This window comes from Neisseria sp. WLZKY-1, from assembly GCF_046546535.1.
Taxonomy (GTDB): Bacteria; Pseudomonadota; Gammaproteobacteria; order Burkholderiales; family Neisseriaceae; genus Neisseria.
In genome coordinates this window covers 23,212-39,001 of sequence record NZ_JBKGTW010000003.1, presented here as the reverse complement: position 1 = coordinate 39,001, position 15,790 = coordinate 23,212, and the positions used below count along the sequence as shown (strand labels likewise).

The 15,790-nt window shown below is 59.0% G+C and carries 19 protein-coding genes; 12 read left to right on the top strand and 7 right to left on the bottom strand.

Annotation, left to right across the window (positions count from 1 at the left end; translation table 11 throughout):
• Window positions 1-8: 8 nt before the first annotated feature.
• A complete protein-coding gene (nusA, locus tag ACLD9W_RS01660) occupies window positions 9-1,511 on the bottom strand; it encodes a transcription termination factor NusA (protein WP_410840400.1) in 1,503 nt (500 codons plus the stop codon).
• A 39-nt stretch (window positions 1,512-1,550) separates the two neighbouring features.
• Window positions 1,551-1,982, bottom strand: a complete 432-nt coding sequence (rimP, locus tag ACLD9W_RS01655; protein ID WP_410840399.1) for a ribosome maturation factor RimP — start codon at window positions 1,980-1,982, stop codon at window positions 1,551-1,553.
• Window positions 1,983-2,270: 288 nt separating this feature from the next.
• On the opposite strand from rimP, the gene serC reads away from it, so the two are divergent.
• The gene (serC, locus tag ACLD9W_RS01650) at window positions 2,271-3,371 is read left to right on the top strand and encodes a 3-phosphoserine/phosphohydroxythreonine transaminase (protein WP_410840398.1); all 1,101 of its coding nucleotides are present in this window, start codon (window positions 2,271-2,273) and stop codon (window positions 3,369-3,371) included.
• A 121-nt stretch (window positions 3,372-3,492) separates the two neighbouring features.
• Here serC and ACLD9W_RS01645 read toward each other — a convergent pair whose 3' ends face one another.
• The 3 genes from ACLD9W_RS01645 to radC form a co-directional block, all read right to left on the bottom strand.
• Window positions 3,493-4,908 carry a sodium:proton antiporter gene (locus ACLD9W_RS01645; protein ID WP_410840397.1) on the bottom strand — a complete coding sequence of 472 codons (1,416 nt, stop codon included), beginning with the start codon at window positions 4,906-4,908 and terminating at the stop codon, window positions 3,493-3,495.
• A 375-nt stretch (window positions 4,909-5,283) separates the two neighbouring features.
• The gene (locus tag ACLD9W_RS01640) at window positions 5,284-6,147 is read right to left on the bottom strand and encodes a YgfZ/GcvT domain-containing protein (RefSeq protein ID WP_410840396.1); all 864 of its coding nucleotides are present in this window, start codon (window positions 6,145-6,147) and stop codon (window positions 5,284-5,286) included.
• Between the two features lie 84 nt (window positions 6,148-6,231).
• Window positions 6,232-6,906 carry a RadC family protein gene (radC, locus tag ACLD9W_RS01635; RefSeq protein WP_410840395.1) on the bottom strand — a complete coding sequence of 225 codons (675 nt, stop codon included), beginning with the start codon at window positions 6,904-6,906 and terminating at the stop codon, window positions 6,232-6,234.
• Window positions 6,907-6,990: 84 nt separating this feature from the next.
• Between radC and ACLD9W_RS01630 the strand changes: the two genes are divergently transcribed.
• On the top strand, window positions 6,991-7,209 hold the full coding sequence (locus ACLD9W_RS01630; protein WP_410840394.1) for a carboxymuconolactone decarboxylase family protein: 219 nt from the start codon (window positions 6,991-6,993) through the stop codon (window positions 7,207-7,209).
• A gap of 86 nt (window positions 7,210-7,295) precedes the next feature.
• Here the strand turns inward: ACLD9W_RS01630 and ACLD9W_RS01625 are convergent, their stop codons facing one another.
• Together ACLD9W_RS01625 and ACLD9W_RS01620 are read right to left on the bottom strand one after the other, a co-directional pair.
• A complete protein-coding gene (locus ACLD9W_RS01625; protein WP_049256085.1) occupies window positions 7,296-7,658 on the bottom strand; it encodes an ester cyclase in 363 nt (120 codons plus the stop codon).
• A 75-nt stretch (window positions 7,659-7,733) separates the two neighbouring features.
• Entirely contained in the window at window positions 7,734-8,204 is a 471-nt protein-coding gene (locus ACLD9W_RS01620; RefSeq protein ID WP_410840393.1) for a YchJ family protein, read from the bottom strand.
• Window positions 8,205-8,309: 105 nt separating this feature from the next.
• Between ACLD9W_RS01620 and gshB the strand changes: the two genes are divergently transcribed.
• The 10 genes from gshB (at window position 8,310) to ispC (ending at window position 15,773) form a co-directional block, all read left to right on the top strand.
• Window positions 8,310-9,260 (top strand): glutathione synthase, encoded by a 951-nt coding sequence (gshB, locus tag ACLD9W_RS01615; RefSeq protein WP_410840392.1) that lies wholly within the window; start codon window positions 8,310-8,312, stop codon window positions 9,258-9,260.
• A 77-nt stretch (window positions 9,261-9,337) separates the two neighbouring features.
• A complete protein-coding gene (locus ACLD9W_RS01610; RefSeq protein ID WP_410840391.1) occupies window positions 9,338-9,685 on the top strand; it encodes a hypothetical protein in 348 nt (115 codons plus the stop codon).
• A gap of 95 nt (window positions 9,686-9,780) precedes the next feature.
• Window positions 9,781-10,248 (top strand): SMI1/KNR4 family protein, encoded by a 468-nt coding sequence (locus tag ACLD9W_RS01605; protein ID WP_410840390.1) that lies wholly within the window; start codon window positions 9,781-9,783, stop codon window positions 10,246-10,248.
• Window positions 10,249-10,327: 79 nt separating this feature from the next.
• The gene (locus ACLD9W_RS01600; RefSeq protein WP_094031047.1) at window positions 10,328-10,738 is read left to right on the top strand and encodes a diacylglycerol kinase; all 411 of its coding nucleotides are present in this window, start codon (window positions 10,328-10,330) and stop codon (window positions 10,736-10,738) included.
• 121 nt (window positions 10,739-10,859) lie between these two features.
• Entirely contained in the window at window positions 10,860-11,360 is a 501-nt protein-coding gene (locus ACLD9W_RS01595; RefSeq protein ID WP_410840389.1) for a copper chaperone PCu(A)C, read from the top strand.
• A 154-nt stretch (window positions 11,361-11,514) separates the two neighbouring features.
• Window positions 11,515-12,072, top strand: coding sequence for a ribosome recycling factor (gene frr, locus ACLD9W_RS01590; protein WP_395428622.1), 558 nt, complete (start codon window positions 11,515-11,517; stop codon window positions 12,070-12,072).
• A 45-nt stretch (window positions 12,073-12,117) separates the two neighbouring features.
• Window positions 12,118-12,864, top strand: a complete 747-nt coding sequence (locus tag ACLD9W_RS01585) for an isoprenyl transferase (protein ID WP_410840388.1) — start codon at window positions 12,118-12,120, stop codon at window positions 12,862-12,864.
• Window positions 12,865-12,870: 6 nt separating this feature from the next.
• Window positions 12,871-13,665: a phosphatidate cytidylyltransferase gene (locus ACLD9W_RS01580; RefSeq protein WP_410840387.1), complete on the top strand. Its 795-nt coding sequence runs from the start codon at window positions 12,871-12,873 to the stop codon at window positions 13,663-13,665.
• Between the two features lie 36 nt (window positions 13,666-13,701).
• Window positions 13,702-14,454, top strand: a complete 753-nt coding sequence (locus ACLD9W_RS01575) for an SIMPL domain-containing protein (protein WP_410840386.1) — start codon at window positions 13,702-13,704, stop codon at window positions 14,452-14,454.
• Window positions 14,455-14,564: 110 nt separating this feature from the next.
• Entirely contained in the window at window positions 14,565-15,773 is a 1,209-nt protein-coding gene (ispC, locus tag ACLD9W_RS01570; protein ID WP_410840385.1) for a 1-deoxy-D-xylulose-5-phosphate reductoisomerase, read from the top strand.
• Window positions 15,774-15,790: the final 17 nt, after the last annotated feature.

Here is a 15,790-nt window from a genome sequence, read left to right as displayed (position 1 = left end):
GTGCCTCCTTATTGTTCGTTGTTTTCAAACCAGTGGGCGCGGGCGGCGAGAATGATTTTCTCGGCTTCGCCGGTTTCCACTCCAGTGATTTCTATCAGTTCGTCGACGGCCAGTTCGGCCAAGTCGTCGCGGGTGGTGACGCCTGCCTGCGCCAGATCGCGCAGCATGTCGTCGTCCATGCCTTCGAGGGTGCGCAGGTTTTCGTCGATTCCTTCCAGTTTTTCTTCCTGAGCCATCGCCAGCGACAGGATGGCGTCGCGGGCGCGGCCGCGCAGGGTGTCGACGGTAGCGTCGTCGAAGCCGATTTCCACCAGCTCTTCAGACGGCACATAGGCGATTTCTTCCAGCGTGGCGAAGCCTTCCTGTACCAGCACGTCGGCGGTTTCTTCGTCGACGTTGAGGTGTTCGGTGAACAGGCTGCGGATGGCGGCGTCTTCGGCGGCGTGACGCTCTTCGGCTTCTTCCACAGTCATGATGTTGAGCTGCCAGCCGGTGAGGTCGGCAGCCAGGCGCACGTTTTGGCCGCCGCGGCCGATGGCAGGCGCAAGCTGGTCTTCGGCAACGATGACGTCGACGGCGTGGTTGTCTTCGTCAATCACGATACGGCTCACTTCGGCGGGCGAGAGGGCGTTGATGACGAATTGGGCGGTGTCGGGCGACCACAGCACCACATCGATGCGCTCACCGCCGATTTCGTTGGTGACGGCGTTGACACGGCTGCCGCGCACGCCGATGCAGGTGCCCTGCGGGTCGATGCGCTGGTCGTTGGCTTTGACGGCGATTTTGGCACGGTGGCCGGGATCGCGGGCGGCTTCGCGGATTTCCAGCAGGCCGTCGGCGATTTCGGGCACTTCCTGCTCGAAGAGTTTGGCGAGGAATTCGCGCGAGGAGCGGCTGAGGATGACCTGTTTGCGGCCGGACTGGCCGATTTCTTCGACGCGCACGAAGAGGGCGCGGATGCGGTCGCCGCTGCGGAAGTTTTCGCGCGGGATGCACTGGTCGCGCGGAATCAGGGCGTCGAGTTTGCCGGGGATGAGTTCGACGATGATGCCGTGGCGTTCGACGCGTTTGACCGTGCCGATAACGATGTCTTCGCGGTTGGCGAGAAAGTCGCCCAAGACTTTTTCGCGCTCGGCGTCGCGGATGCGTTGCAGGATGATCTGCTTGGCGGTCATGGCCGCCTGGCGGCCGAAGCCTTCGTTTTCAATCTGTTCTTCGTAGTATTCGCCGATTTGGATGGTGGTGCCGGGGATTTCCTCTTGGATTTCCTCGATGGTTTTTTCCACGTCGGGGTAGGTGTAGTCTTCGTCGGCGACAATCAGCCAGCGGCGGAAGGTGCGGTATTCGCCGGTGTCGCGGTCGATTTCGACGCGCACATCCATGTGTTCGCGGCCGGCCTTTTTCTTGGCGGCGGTGGACAGGGCGAATTCGAGGGCGTCGAAAACGACTTCTGTGTCTACGTTTTTCTCGCTGGCGAGGGCTTCGGCCAGCTGGAGCATTTCGCGGCTCATAATCGGTCTCCTAAATATGAATTGGGGAATGGCGGATGGTTAAAATTTGAATTCGGGTTTCAGACGGGCTTTGTCGATGTTGTCGAGCGCGATGGCAGCGGTTTTGCCGTCGAACGACAGGGTGACGGTTTCGCCGTCGCAGCTTTCGATGCGGCCGATGAAGTTTTTTTGTCCTTCGATGGGTAGGCGGGTTTTGATTTTGGCTTCCTGTCCGGCAAAGCGCACGAAGTCGGTGGCTTTTTTCAGCGGGCGGTCGAGGCCGGGGCTGGAAATTTCGAGGTTTTTGTAGTCCACGTCTTCGACGATAAACAGGCGGCTGAGGTGGTTGCTGACGGTGACGCAGTCTTCCACGGTGATGCCGCCTTCTTTGTCGATGAAGACGCGCAGCGTGCCCTGCGGCGTCATTTCGAAATCGACCGGCTCGTAGCCCAGGCCGGGCAGGGTTTTGTCCAACAGGTTTTGAATGTCCATTTTGTTTCCGTAGAAAATAAAAAAATGGCCGGGCGGCCATTTCTCAGTGTGACTTGAAAAATTTCGCGGATTATAGCGGGTTTGCACGGAAAAGAAAACCATAGCTTTCAGCGGTTTCAGACGGCCTGCAAATCCGCGCGGCGTTGATGAAACGTTTTCTGCGGCATAGAATGCGCCTCCCGCGTGCGGACACGCTCCGTGAGGCCGTCTGAAAACCGCAAAAAGGCCGTCTGAAAAGCATTTGCCGCGTCCGCCGCGCAACAATATGAAGAACAGGAGAACCGAACCATGAGCACCGTTTACAATTTTTCCGCCGGCCCGGCCGTGCTACCTGAAGCCGTGCTGCGTACTGCGCAACACGAGATGCTCGACTACAACGGCACGGGCGTTTCCGTGATGGCGATGAGCCACCGTTCGCCCGAATTCCAAAGCATCCTCCATCATGCCGAACAGGATTTGCGCCAACTGCTCGGTGTGCCGTCGAACTATGCCGTTTTGTTCCTGCAAGGCGGCGCGAGCGCGCAGTTCAGCCAGGTGGCGATGAATCTGGCACACGGTTTTGCCAGCATCGATTCAGTGGTGACGGGCAACTGGTCGCGGATTGCGCACGAGCAGATGGGCAAACTCACTGCGGCGAAAATCCGCCTTGCCGCGCAGGGCGGGGAGCGCGACGGCCTGAAAACGCTGCCGTCCGTCGGCGATTGGGACATTTGCACCGAATCGGCGTTCGTTCATTTTGCCGCCAACGAAACGGTAGACGGCCTGCAATACGGCGAAATGCCGCACCTTTCAGACGGCCTGCCGCCTCTGGTGTGCGATATGTCGAGCGAAATCCTGTCGCGGCGCATCAATGTAGCCGATTTCGGCCTGATTTATGCAGGGGCGCAGAAAAACCTGGGGCCAGCGGGCGTAACCATCGTCATGGTCCGCGAGGATTTGCTGGCGCGCTGTCCCGACAGCATTCCCGCCGTGTGGAATTACAAGGCGCACGCGGACAGGCAGGGAATGTACAACACGCCCGCCACTTATCCCATTTATATCGCAGGGCTGGTGCTGCGCTGGCTGCAAACGCAGGGCGGTGTCGGCGCAATCGAGGAGGCCAACCGCGTCAAGGCCGAACTGCTTTACCGCGCCATCGACGGCAGCGGTGGTTTCTACCGCAACCATGTCGCTCCCGAAGCACGCTCGAAAATGAATGTGGTCTTTACCACCGGCGATGCCGGTTTGGACGAACGCTTCGTGCGCGAAGCCGCGCTGTGCGGCCTGCGCCAGCTCAAAGGCTATAAAACGCTGGGCGGTATGCGCGCCAGTATTTACAACGCCATGCCCTTGGCGGGCGTGGCGGCGCTGGCGGAGTTTATGGCGGAGTTTGTGCGGAAAAACGGTTGAGCGCCGCCGTTCGGTTGGCAAAAGGCCGTCTGAAAAGTATTTTTCAGACGGCCTTTTGCCAACCGAACGGCCTTTCGTATTAGGGTGTGTTGGCAATCAATATTTTGGCGGCTTTCCCGTCCTAAAAAATCTGCCACACGAAGAAGATGAGGGTGTGCAGGATGAAGAGGGGAACCAGGATGCCGAACGACCAGGCCATGTAGCCGAAGAAGGCGGGCATGGGGACTTTGCGCTGTTCGGCGATGGATTTGACCATGAAGTTGGGGGCGTTGCCGATGTAGCTGAGCGCGCCCATGAAGACCGAGCCCATGGAAACGGCGAGCAGGGTGTGGAAGAGGTGTCCGTTCATCAGGGTGTGCGGGTCGCCGCCTGCCAGGTTGAAGAAGACGAGGTAGGTGGGGGCGTTGTCGAGGAAGGCGGACAAGAGGCCGGACATCCAGAAATACATGGTGTTGATGGGGTTGCCCGCACTGTCGTGAACGAGGGAAATGACGCCCGCAAGCGCGCCTTGTCCGCCCGCTTTGAGGATGGCGAGGACGGGGGCGATGGTGATGAAGATGCCGAGGAAGAGTTTGCCGACTTCGGCGATGGGTTCCCAGTTGAATTCGTTACCGGCGCGCACCTGTTTGGGGGTGATGGCGAGGGAGATGACGGTGAAGGCGAGCAGCAGGCCGTCGCGGACGAGGTTTTGCAGCTCATAGTGGCTGCCGAGGATGTCGAGGGAAACGCCGGGTTTCCAGATGCCGGAGAGCAATACCGCGCCGACGATGCCGGCAAGCAGGAAGAAGTTGCGTTTGCCGTGGATTTTCAGTTTGTCGTCGAAGCCGTGGTTGCAGGGGACGATTTCGTCTTCGCGGGCGTAGTAGTGGCGGTCGAGGAAGTAATAGAGGGTGAGCAGAACCGCGCTGCTGATGAGGACGGGCGGCAGCATGTGTTTGACCGTCCACATAAAATCGACACCTTTCAAGAAGCCGAGGAAGAGTGGCGGGTCGCCCAGCGGGGTGAGGCCGCCGCCGATGTTGGCAACAAGGAAGATGAAGAAGATAACGCTGTGGACGCGGTGTTTGCGCTCGTCGTTGGCTTTGAGCAGCGGACGGATCATCAGCATGGCCGCGCCCGTTGTGCCCATCACGGAAGCCAGCAGCGTGCCGATGGCGAGGATGGCGGTGTTAGTTTTCGGCGAGCCGTGCAGGTTGCCCCAAACGAGAATGCCGCCGGAAACGGTGTAGAGGGCGAGCAGCAGGAGGATGAAGGGGATGTATTCTTCGACCAGGGCGTGGACAACTGTGCCGACGCCCGCGCCGATGCCGTAAACAAAGGCGAAGGGAATGAGAAAGAGCAGCGTCAGCAGGGCGGTGATTTTGCCGAAATGATGGTGCCAGGTGTGGGCAAAGAAGAGCGGGCCGGTGGCGATGGAGAGGAGGATAAGGGCGAAGGGGATGCCCCAGGCGAGACCCAGTTGCGTGCCGTCGGGTGTGGCGGCGAGGGCGGCGGCAGGAGCGAAGAAGAGGGTGGGAAGCAGGATTTTGGTCGGCATAGTGTTCCTTGTGTTTTATTCTGATGTGGGAGGTTCTGCGGGCGGATTGGGCGTTTTCAGACGGCCTTTGAGGCCGTCTGAAAAGGGTGTCCGTCGGTAAAACGACGTTTGATTGTATAGTGAAACAAAATAAAAAATCTACGGCGTTGTTGCGCCTTAGCTCAAAGAGGGCGGTTTTCTACGGCATTAAAAATGCCAAGAAAACCTGCCCCATACTACTTGTACCGTCTGCGGCTTGCTGCCTTGTATCTTTTCTATTTTGTTTCACTATAACGGAAAAAGCAAAAAGCGCGAAACGCGGGGCGGCACAAAAGTGGCGGCGCACAGACAGGAGGGCTGTGCTGTGCGCCGTGGGGCGGGGATGCGTTCGGGGTGTTATTCCGCCGTTTCGCTGGCGAAGAAGATTGCCTGCTGCGCGAAGGGGTTGCCTGCGGCATCGGCCAGCGGGGCGGCGGCCGCGCTGTGTTTGATAACGGCGAGGCTGAGACTGCCCTCGGCATCGGCAGCGCTGTTGATGACGATGCCCGCTTCCGCCGCGTCCTGCAACACGGCCGCGCCTTCGGCCTGCGGCGCGGGCGAGGCGAGTACGGCGAGGCCGCGTTTGACTTGGCCGCGGTATTGGGCGCGGGCGATGATTTCCTGGCCGGGGTAGCAGCCTTTGCGGAAATGCACGCCGCCGATGGTGTGTTGGTTGAGCATCTGCGCGACGCAGCTTTCTTTGGTGGCGGCGCTGATCCACGGATAGCCGCTGCGGATTTCGTGCAGCTTCCAGGTGTTTTCGGCGGCTGCGTCATAGGCGGGCAGGGCGGCGGTTTCGCCGATGAGGAACACGCCGCCGTGCGGCAGGGGAATCTCGATAAGGCCGTCTGAAACGGTGAAACCGAATGCCAGATGCGGTTCGGCGGCAGGTTGCGGCGCGAGGCCGTCGGCGAGGTGGCAGGCCGCGCCGTGGGTTTTCAGAATTTCAAACGTGGCTTTGGCACGCAGCACAAACATACGCAGGCGTTTGGCGACGGCTTCGGCAAGGTCTTTTGCCAGCACCAGCAGGATGTCGCCGCCGCAGTTGGCAACAATCATATTGGCGATGACGCGGCCTTTGGGCGTGTTGTAGGTGGCGTAGCAGGCTTGGCCTTCGGCGAGGTCTTCGATGTGGTTGGAGAGCTGGCCGTGGAGGAAGGCGGCGCGGTCGTCGCCTGTGACGCGGATAACGCCGAAAAAGGGCAGAAGCGAGGTTTGCATGATGATTCCTTGTGCGGTGGCAAAACGGCGGCATTGTACCCCTTTCGCCGCAGGGAAGACAGGCCGTCTGAAAGCGGCGGGCGGCTATACCAGCCCGCGCGCGGCAAAGGACACGGCCTGTTTTGCGGTGATGACGAAATGGTCGAGCAGGCGCACGTCCACCAGTTCCAAAGCCTGTTTCAGACGGCCTGTGAAGGCGATGTCGGCGGCGGAGGGTTCGGGCGAGCCGCCGGGGTGGTTGTGGGCGAGGATGACGGCGGCGGCGTGGCGGTCGAGGGCGAGTTTGACCACTTCGCGCACGTATACCGCGTTTTCCGCCAGCGTGCCGCGCGCGAGTTCCGCGCAGTCGATCAGGCGGTTGCGGCTGTTGAGCAACAGGGCGAGGCTGACTTCGACGCGCTCGTGTCCCAGTTGCAGGCGCAGGAAGTCGGCGGCGGCCTGCGGGTCGGCGATCAGGTCGCCTTCGCGCAGCTCTTCGGCCAGCACGCGGCGGCCGATTTCGCGCACGACGGCAAACTGGGTGAAGCTGGCCTGCCCCATGCCCTTGTGCCGCACCAGCTCGCGCTCGGGCGCGCTCATCAGGCGGCCGAGGCTGCCGAACTCGTTTAACAGGTAACGCGCCAAATCCACCGCGCTCATGCCTTTGATGCCGGTGCGCAGCAGCACGGCCAGCAATTCCGCGTCGCTCAACGCGCCCGCGCCGAGGGCGGACAGCTTCTCGCGCGGCCGCTCGCCTTCCGGCCAGTCTTTGATGCTCATGTCTGTTGCTCCTTATATTAGGTATGGATTGTTCGGAGGCCGTCTGAAAACGGAAAAGGAAAAAACGTTTTTCAGACGGCCTCTATGCTGCAATGGGCAGAAAATTTGACCCGCATCTCCGAGCAGGGTGTCCGCGATGCAGACTATGCGGCGGTACGCGCCCATTTCGATGAAGAAGAACTGGTGGCGTTGACCCACGTCATCAACACCATCAACGTCTGGAACCGCCTGAATGTGTCTTTTGCCACCCCGGCGGGTAGCATGGACGGCCTGATGGGATTGGAGAAGGCAGGGCTGGTGTAACCCAATCACACACCGAACTTGCAAAAAGCAGCCTGCACTTTATCAAAACCCAAATGCAGGCTGCCTGAAACCCATCGGGCTTCGCTTTATGCGGCGTTGTTATTCATCGTCCAGCAGTCGGTGATTTTGCCGTCTTTGACTTTCAGGAAATCCGTACCGACTTTGACGGCGGTTTTGCCGCCGAGCGTGGCGGTAACGCGCCAATAGGCGGAAATCATGTCGCCGTCGCAAAACGGGCCGAGCACGAGTTCGTAATGCAAATCGGCTTTGGCGCGGATGGTGGCAATCCAAGCCTTCGCGCTGGCAATGTCGGTAACGGGCGCGGGCGGTGGGGTGGAGTCGGCGGTCAGGTGCGCTTTGAAATGGGGCGACAACAGTTCGTCGGCAATATCAAGATGGCCGTTCCACATCTGCGTCCATGCGGTGTAGATTTTGTGTGCGTCAGTCATGTTTTATCTCCTAATGTATTGGATTACAATGAATATCGTTGCCTTTCGACTGTGCCATAATGCGGCAAATATCTGTCAGCGGAAAAACCGTCCGCAGCAGCTTTTGAATTTCCTGCCCGAGCCGCAGAAACAGGGCGTTTGCGGCGCGGGCAGGGAAACGGTGGGATCGATGAAATACCAGCGGCCGCCGCTGCGTACGAAGGCGGACAGCTCGCGGTGCGTCTGCTCTTCTCCGCCGGCGTCGGCGAAACGGGCGGCGAAATCCACCAGCGCGTGCCGCCCGCCCGGCAGGGTTTGGAAATCGAAAACTTCGAGGCCGAGCCACTGCGATTCGCGGCTCCATGCGGCGATGGCGGCGGCATCGAGCAGCCGCTGCTGCGCGGGCACGGTGGTGGCGACGATGTAATCGGTCTGCTGCAAAACATAGGCGGCGTAGCGCGAACGCATCAGGGCAAGCGCGTCGGCGGCCGGTCGGCCGAGGTGCGGCGGCAGGCAGCAGTCGCGGTAGGGCAGGGCGGAGCAGCAGGGGCAGGTTTGTTTTTCCATGTTTTCAGACGGCCTTGTTTCAGACGGCCGCAGTATAGCAGCCGCGCTGACGGATGCTGGCGTTTCTTGCTATCATGGCGGCCGTTTGCAACCGGAGGAATGCCGATGAAAATCCTGTTTATTGCCGACCCGATGGCGGGTTTCAAAACTTATAAAGACACCACTTATTCAATGATGCGCGAAGCGGCACGGCGCGGCCATGCACTGTTTCACACGCTTGCGGGCGAACTTTCCGTGCAGGGCGGCCGCGTGCTGGCGCAGGCCGCACCCTTTGAATTTCTCGGCGCGAAAAACGACGACGACCATGCCTGGTTTCGCGCCGAAAGCCCCGTTCAGACGGCCTTAAACGAATTTGACGCCGTGATTATGCGCACCGACCCGCCCTTCGATATGCAGTATCTTTATGCCACCAAGCTTCTGACGCTGGCCGAAGGGCAGGGCGCGAAAGTGTTCAACAGCGGCCAGGCGATGCGCGATTTCAACGAAAAACTGGCAGTGCTCAACTTCCCGCAGTTCGCCCCGATCACCATCGTTACCACCCGCGCCGCCGACGTGCGCGCCTTTCTCGCCGAACACGGCGACATCATCGTCAAACCGCTCGACGGCATGGGCGGCATGGGCATTTTCCGCCTCACCAAACAAGACCCCAACATCGGCAGCATTCTGGAAACCCTGATGCAGCTTGAAACGCGCACCATCATGGCACAGCGTTACCTGCCCGATATCGTAAAAGGCGACAAACGCGTGCTGGTAATCGGCGGCGAAGTCGTCCCCTACGCGCTGGCGCGCATCCCGCAGCAGGGCGAAACGCGCGGCAATCTGGCGGCGGGCGGGCGCGGCGTGGCGCAGGACTTGTCGGCGCGCGACCGCGAAATCGCCGAAACCCTCGCCCCCGAGCTCAAACGGCGCGGCATCCTCCTGGCCGGTTTGGACATCATCGGCGAAAACCTCACCGAAGTGAACGTCACCAGCCCGACGGGCTTTCAGGAAATCACGCAGCAAAAAGGCTACGACGTGCCCGCCCGCTTTGTCGACGCGGTGGAAGAGGCCGTCTGAAAAAGGCTTTAAGGCCGTCTGAAACCTTTCAGACGGCCTTCGTATGATTAACCGAAACCGCCCAACGGAGGTACGCCGTGCCCGACGCTTCTTATCTGATAACGGCTTATCTGATTGTCCTGACGGTGTTTTCCCTGTGGGTTAACAGCCGCTCGCAAACCGTTTGGGATGCTTTGCGCGCCGATGGCGCCCTTTACGCAGCGGCGGGCAGACCGTCGGATATGTATTTTGTCTTCGATATTTATCGGTTGTGTTACCGCTACGCTTTCTTTTTAAAAAAACATCCCGCCAGACCGTCGCAGCTTGCCTGCTCCGACGGCGATTACCGTGCGGTGTGCAGGCTGGCGGTATTTCTGCTGTACCTCAACTTCGCCCACGGCGCGGTAATCATAGGCATATTTTTGTATTTTCAGCTTTTCCGTTAAACGGAGGCCGTCTGAAAGCACAGTTTGGATACAGCCGAATCTCGTTTCCCGTTTTTCAGACGGCCTGTTATTTTCATTTAATTTAAGGAAGCAAAATGGAGCTGATCGAACTTATCCGCCGCTTTTTCGCCGAAAACGATATGGGCGAAACCGCAGGCACGCCGAACACGCCGCAGGACATCGCCGAAATCGAACAAACACTGAACCTGCGTCTCAACCCCTTGTATCAAGCCCTTATTTCCGAGTTCGGTTCGTGCTATCTCGGTTTGGAATTTTACGACCGCCGCAATCCGGACGGCGGCCTCATCCCCCAAAGCCAATGGTTCCGCCAAGCCGCGCAAGACGCGGGTTTGACCGATTATGAACACTTCCTCGCCATCGCCGACAACGGCAGCGGCGACAAAATCCTGCTGGGTGCGGACAGCAACGAATTGTTCCTCTTTGCCCACGACAGCGGCGAAATCCTGCCCCTTGCGCAAGAATACGGCGGAGCGGACACGCTCGACGGCATCATCAGAGAATATATAGAGGAAGAAGACCGGGATGATGAAGAGGACGAATAGACCGTCTGAAAAGCAAAAAACGGTTTCAGACGGCCTGCGTCCGTTTCCCAAACCCGTTTTTTAATAAAAGGGAAAAACCATGGAAAAAAACAACCACGACAGCTACGCCGCACAAATCAAAGGCAAAACCGGCCTGCGCCGCATCATTAACGCCTGGGGCTATTCGCTCGACGGTTTCAAAGCCGCCTGCGAAGAGCAGGGCTTCCGCCAGCTTTTGTGGCTCAATGTGCCGTTGGTGGTGCTGGCCTTCGTGCTGCGCTTCGGGCCGACGACGCAGATGGTGCTGCTGGCGGCTTCTTTTTTGTGCCTGATTGTCGAATTGTTCAATACGGGTGTGGAAGCGGCGGTAGACCATACTTCGCTGGAAAAACACCCGCTGGCCAAGCGGGCGAAAGACGTCTGCTCGGCGGCGCAGTTTCTCGCACTGCTACTTTTGGCGCTGCTGTGGTTTATTGCGTTGTGGCGCGAATACGGTTTCAATGTTTTTTGAGGCGGGTCAAACTTTTCCCTTGATTGATACCATATAACAGACTTATAGTCTGCCTGTCGTCCGCACGAGCTTTCGGTTTTGGCGACTTCTTTTGACAACCGTTTTTTGAAAGGAAAGCAGTATGAAAAAATTACTTATAGCCGCAGTGGCAACTCTGTTCTGCCAAGCCGCCTTTGCAGAAGGCGTGGTTATCCAAAATTCTTGGGCGCGCGAAACCGTGGGCGGCATGAAAAACGGCGGCGTTTTCATGGATATGGAAAACGACACGCCCAAAGAAATCGCCCTGATCGGCGGTAGCAGTCCCGTGTCCAAACGGGTGGAAATCCATGAGCATGTCCATGCCATGCTCACCGATCCGAAAACCGGCCAGAAAGCCATGGGTATGCGCATGCAGGAAGTGAAAGGCGGCATCAAAGTGGCAAAAGGCGAAATCATGTCGCTGAAACCGGGCGGCTACCACGTTATGCTGATGGATTTGAAAAAACCGCTGAAACCGGGTGACAAATTCCCGCTGACGCTGAAATTCAAAGGTGCGCAAGAGCAGACCGTGCAGGTTGAAGTGCGCGCCAATGCGGGTAGCCCCGGCGCACACGGCGGCCATGACCACGGCCATGCCCACTAAACATCCGCATTGAAAGCCGCAAAGGCCGTCTGAAACGCCGTTTTCAGACGGCCTTTTGTGATGGCGGGAGCGGGTTGTCTTTACTTGCCCGACATGGAAAAGCAAGGTAGTATCCCGCCTTTCATTTTTCAGCCGTAAAGTTAAAGAGAACAAGATGATTAGCGATATTCAGAAGACAGCCGAAAGCAAAATGCAGCGCTCGCTGGAAGTATTGAAGGAAAACCTCGCCAAAGTGCGTACCGGCCGCGCCCATACCGGCCTGCTCGACCAAGTGGAAGTGGAATACTGGGGCAGCATGGTGCCCGTGAGCCAGGTCGGCAACGTCACCCTTCTGGATGCGCGCACCATCGGCGTGAAACCTTTTGAAAGCAATATGGCCGCCAAAATCGAAAAGGCCATCCGCGATTCCAATCTGGGCTTGAATCCCGCCTCTGTCGGCGACCTTATCCGCGTGCCCATGCCCATGCTCACCGAAGAGCGCCGCAAGGATTTGATTAAAGTCGTGCGCGGCGAAGCCGAAGAAGGCCGCGTTTCCATCCGCAACGTGCGCCGCGATGCCAACGACCACATCAAAAAGCTACTGAAAGACAAAGAAATTTCTGAAGACGAGGCACGTCGCGGCGAAGAGGCGGTGCAAAAGCTCACCGACAAATACATCGCCGAGGCCGACAAAATCCTTGCCGCCAAAGAAGAAGACCTGATGGCCGTGTAAAGGCCGTCTGAAAGCCGCCCATCCCGCGTACGACAAGGATTTTCCGTGAAAAGCAGCACACAGGCCATACCGGAACACCGCAACGTTCCCCGCCACATCGCCGTGATTATGGACGGCAACGGCCGCTGGGCGAAGAAACGTTTCCTGCCCCGCGTGATGGGGCACAAAAAAGGTTTGGACGCCCTGGAAAATCTGTGTGCCGAATGCTCGGCGGCGGGTGTGGAATATCTGACCGTTTTCGCCTTTTCCACCGAAAACTGGCGCCGTCCGCAAGAGGAAGTCGGCTTTCTGATGGGGCTGTTTTTACAGGCGCTGCAAAAACAGGTTCGGCGTATGCACGAACACAATATGCGCCTCAAAGTGATCGGCGACCGCAGCCGCTTTAATGCCGAAATCATCGTCGGCATCGAGGCCGCCGAAAACCTCACAAAGGACAATACCGGCCTTACGCTCACCATCGCCGCCGACTACGGCGGCCGCTGGGACATCCTCCAAGCCGCCAACCGCCTGCTGGCCGCAGGCAAACAGGAAATTGCGGAGGCCGACCTCAATGCCGAGCTGATGCTGGGCGATGCGCCCGAGCCCGATCTGTTCATCCGCACCGGCGGTGAAATGCGCATCAGCAATTTCCTTTTGTGGCAGATGGCCTATGCCGAACTTTATTTCACCGACACGCTGTGGCCTGATTTTGACAAACAGGCTTTTCAGACGGCCATAGCCTCCTTCCAAAGCCGCGAGCGCCGCTTCGGACGCACGTCCGAGCAGCTGCCGCAGGATCAGCAGAGAAATTAACCCGATATGTTGAAACAACGCATCATTACCGCCCTGATTCTGCTGCCCATCATGTTGGGCATGCTGTTTTGGGCTTCGGATATCCTGTGGGCGGCGTTTTCCGCGCTGATCGCCCTGCTTGCCCTGTGGGAATACGCCCGCATGGCCGGTATCGACAGCAAAGACCGCGCGCCCTATCTGCTGGCAAGCGCGGTGTTTATGCTGCTGGCGGTTGCGGGCGGCTGGGCGCTGCCCGCCGTGGGCTGGTTTGCCGTGCTGGTGTTCTGGCTGGCCGTGATGCCGCTGTGGCTGAAACACAAATGGAAACTCGCGGGCGGCTGGCGTGCCTATGCGGCAGGCTGGATGCTGATGATGCCGTTTTGGTTCGCCCTCGTGACCCTGCGCCCTGACGGCGCAAACGTGCTGCCGCTTTTGTCGGTAATGGGTTTGGTGTGGTTGGCCGACATCGGCGCTTATTTTTCCGGCAAAGCTTTCGGCAGACGCAAGCTCGCGCCCGCCATCAGCCCTGGAAAAAGCTGGGAAGGTGTGGCTGGCGGTCTGCTAGCGGTGCTGCTTTACCTGAGCGCCGTCCGCGCGGCGGGCTGGCTCGGCTTTGAGGCCTCGTGGCCTGCCACCATGGCGGCAGGTGCGGTGCTGACCGCCGTCAGCGTGTGCGGCGACCTGCTCGAAAGCCTGCTCAAACGCGCGGCGGGCATTAAAGACAGCAGCAATCTGCTGCCCGGCCACGGCGGCGTATTCGATCGCACCGACAGCCTGATTGCCGTATTGAGCGTATATGCCGCCTTTGTTTCGCTGTATTGAGGCCGTCTGAACAAGGCCGTCTGAAAGGAGTGTTTTATGACCGATACCCACCGCCAATCTTCGCTACCCCTGTTGGGCGCACTGCTTGCCGCCGGCCTGATGGCCGCTGCCTTCATACTCGGCATCCAGTTTAAAAACTTCCGCCAGCCCGGCACGATTACCGTTAAAGGCTTGGCCGAAAAAAACTTCCAATCCGACAGCGCAACCTGGCGCAGCGGCGTTGCGCTGCACGGCGACAGCTATCAGGACGTGTTGGACGCTCTGGCATCGGAGCGCAAAAAGCTGGAAGGTTTTTTGAGAAAACAGGGTTTTGAAGAATCCGAAATGCAAATCGGCCTGCCGTCGGTCGAGCGCGTCTATCAGGAAATCCGCAACAGCGACGGCGAAGTGGTCGAACGTAAACCCAACGGCTACGACGGCAGCCTCCACATTACTGTCAACACTAAAAAACTCGACAAAATCCAAGCCGCGCAAACCGCCATCCGCAACCTGAGGGCGAAAAACGACTTTGTCGAGTTCGACAATCCGCAATACCTGCTCGGCAATCTCGAAACCATCAAACGCGACCTGATTACCCAAGCCACTGAAGACGCGCAAAAACGTGCCGCAGAGTTTGCCAAAACCGGCGGCGGCAAAGTCGGTGCCATGCGCTCGGCTTCGCAGGGTTCGTTCAACATCTATTCCGACAGCGGCAGCAGCAGCGACGACGACTATGGCGGCACTTACGACAAATCCACCGTCGGCAAACAAGTCCGCCTTGTTGTTACCATCGAATACGCCATCGACTGACGGCAACCCTTTCAGACGGCCTTTATCCGCAAAGGCCGTCTGAAAATTTCCGCAGCAACAATAAAACGACAATGCCGCTTCGCGCGGCCTAATTGGAAACACACCAACCCATGTCCATCCAAAATCTCACCATTCTCGGCAGCACCGGCAGCATCGGCGAGAGCACACTCGATGTGGTTGCGCGCCATCCCGATCGTTTTTCCGTTTTTGCGCTGGCCGGACATACGCAGGTGGAAAAGCTGGCCGCGCAATGCCGCCGCTTCCAACCCGAATACGCCGTTGCCGCCGATGCGGAACACGCTGCGCGTCTGGCAAACCTGTTGCGCGACGCGGATGTCAAAACCCAAGTGCTACACGGCGCGCAAGCCCTGATTGACATTGCATCCACCGACCAAGTGCACGGCGTGATGTGTGCCATCGTCGGCGCGGCCGGCCTGCCTTCCGCCCTGGCCGCTGCCCGCGCGGGTAAAACCATTTATCTGGCCAACAAAGAAACGCTGGTCGTAGCCGGCGCATTGTTTATAGACACCGCCAAAGCAGGCGGCGCAACCGTGCTGCCCGTCGACAGCGAACACAACGCCGTGTTCCAAGTTTTGCCGCGCGACTACACAGGCCGTCTGAACGAACACGGCATCGCCTCCATCGTGCTCACCGCTTCGGGCGGTCCCTTTCTCGATACCGATTTGGCTGCGCTCGAACGCATCACGCCCGCAGAGGCCGTGAAGCATCCCAATTGGAGCATGGGACGCAAAATTTCCGTCGATTCGGCCACCATGATGAACAAAGGCCTGGAGCTGATTGAGGCGCACTGGCTGTTTGCCTGCCCGCCCGAAAAACTCGAAGTCGTCATCCACCCGCAATCGGTGATTCACAGCATGGTGCGCTACCGCGACGGCTCGGTGCTGGCGCAATTGGGCAAGCCCGATATGCGCACGCCGATTGCCTACTGCCTTGGCCTGCCCGAACGCATCGAATCGGGCGTGGGCGCGCTCGATTTCGACAGCCTGTCCGCACTCACGTTCAGACGGCCTGACTTCCAACGCTTTCCCTGCCTGAAGCTCGCCTACGAAGCGATGCACGCGGGCGGCAGCGCACCGTGCGTGCTCAACGCCGCCAACGAAGCCGCCGTCGCCGCCTTTTTGGACGGCAAAATCCGTTTCACCGACATCGCCCGCACCGTCGCCCATTGCTTGGACAAAGGTTTTTCAGACGGCCTTTCCAGTTTGGAAGACCTGCTCGCGCTCGATAGCGAAACCCGCCGCCGCGCCCAAGCTTTTTCAGACGGCCTCTGCGGCGTCAAAACCGCAATGGCTGTCTGAAAAACAAGAACACAGCG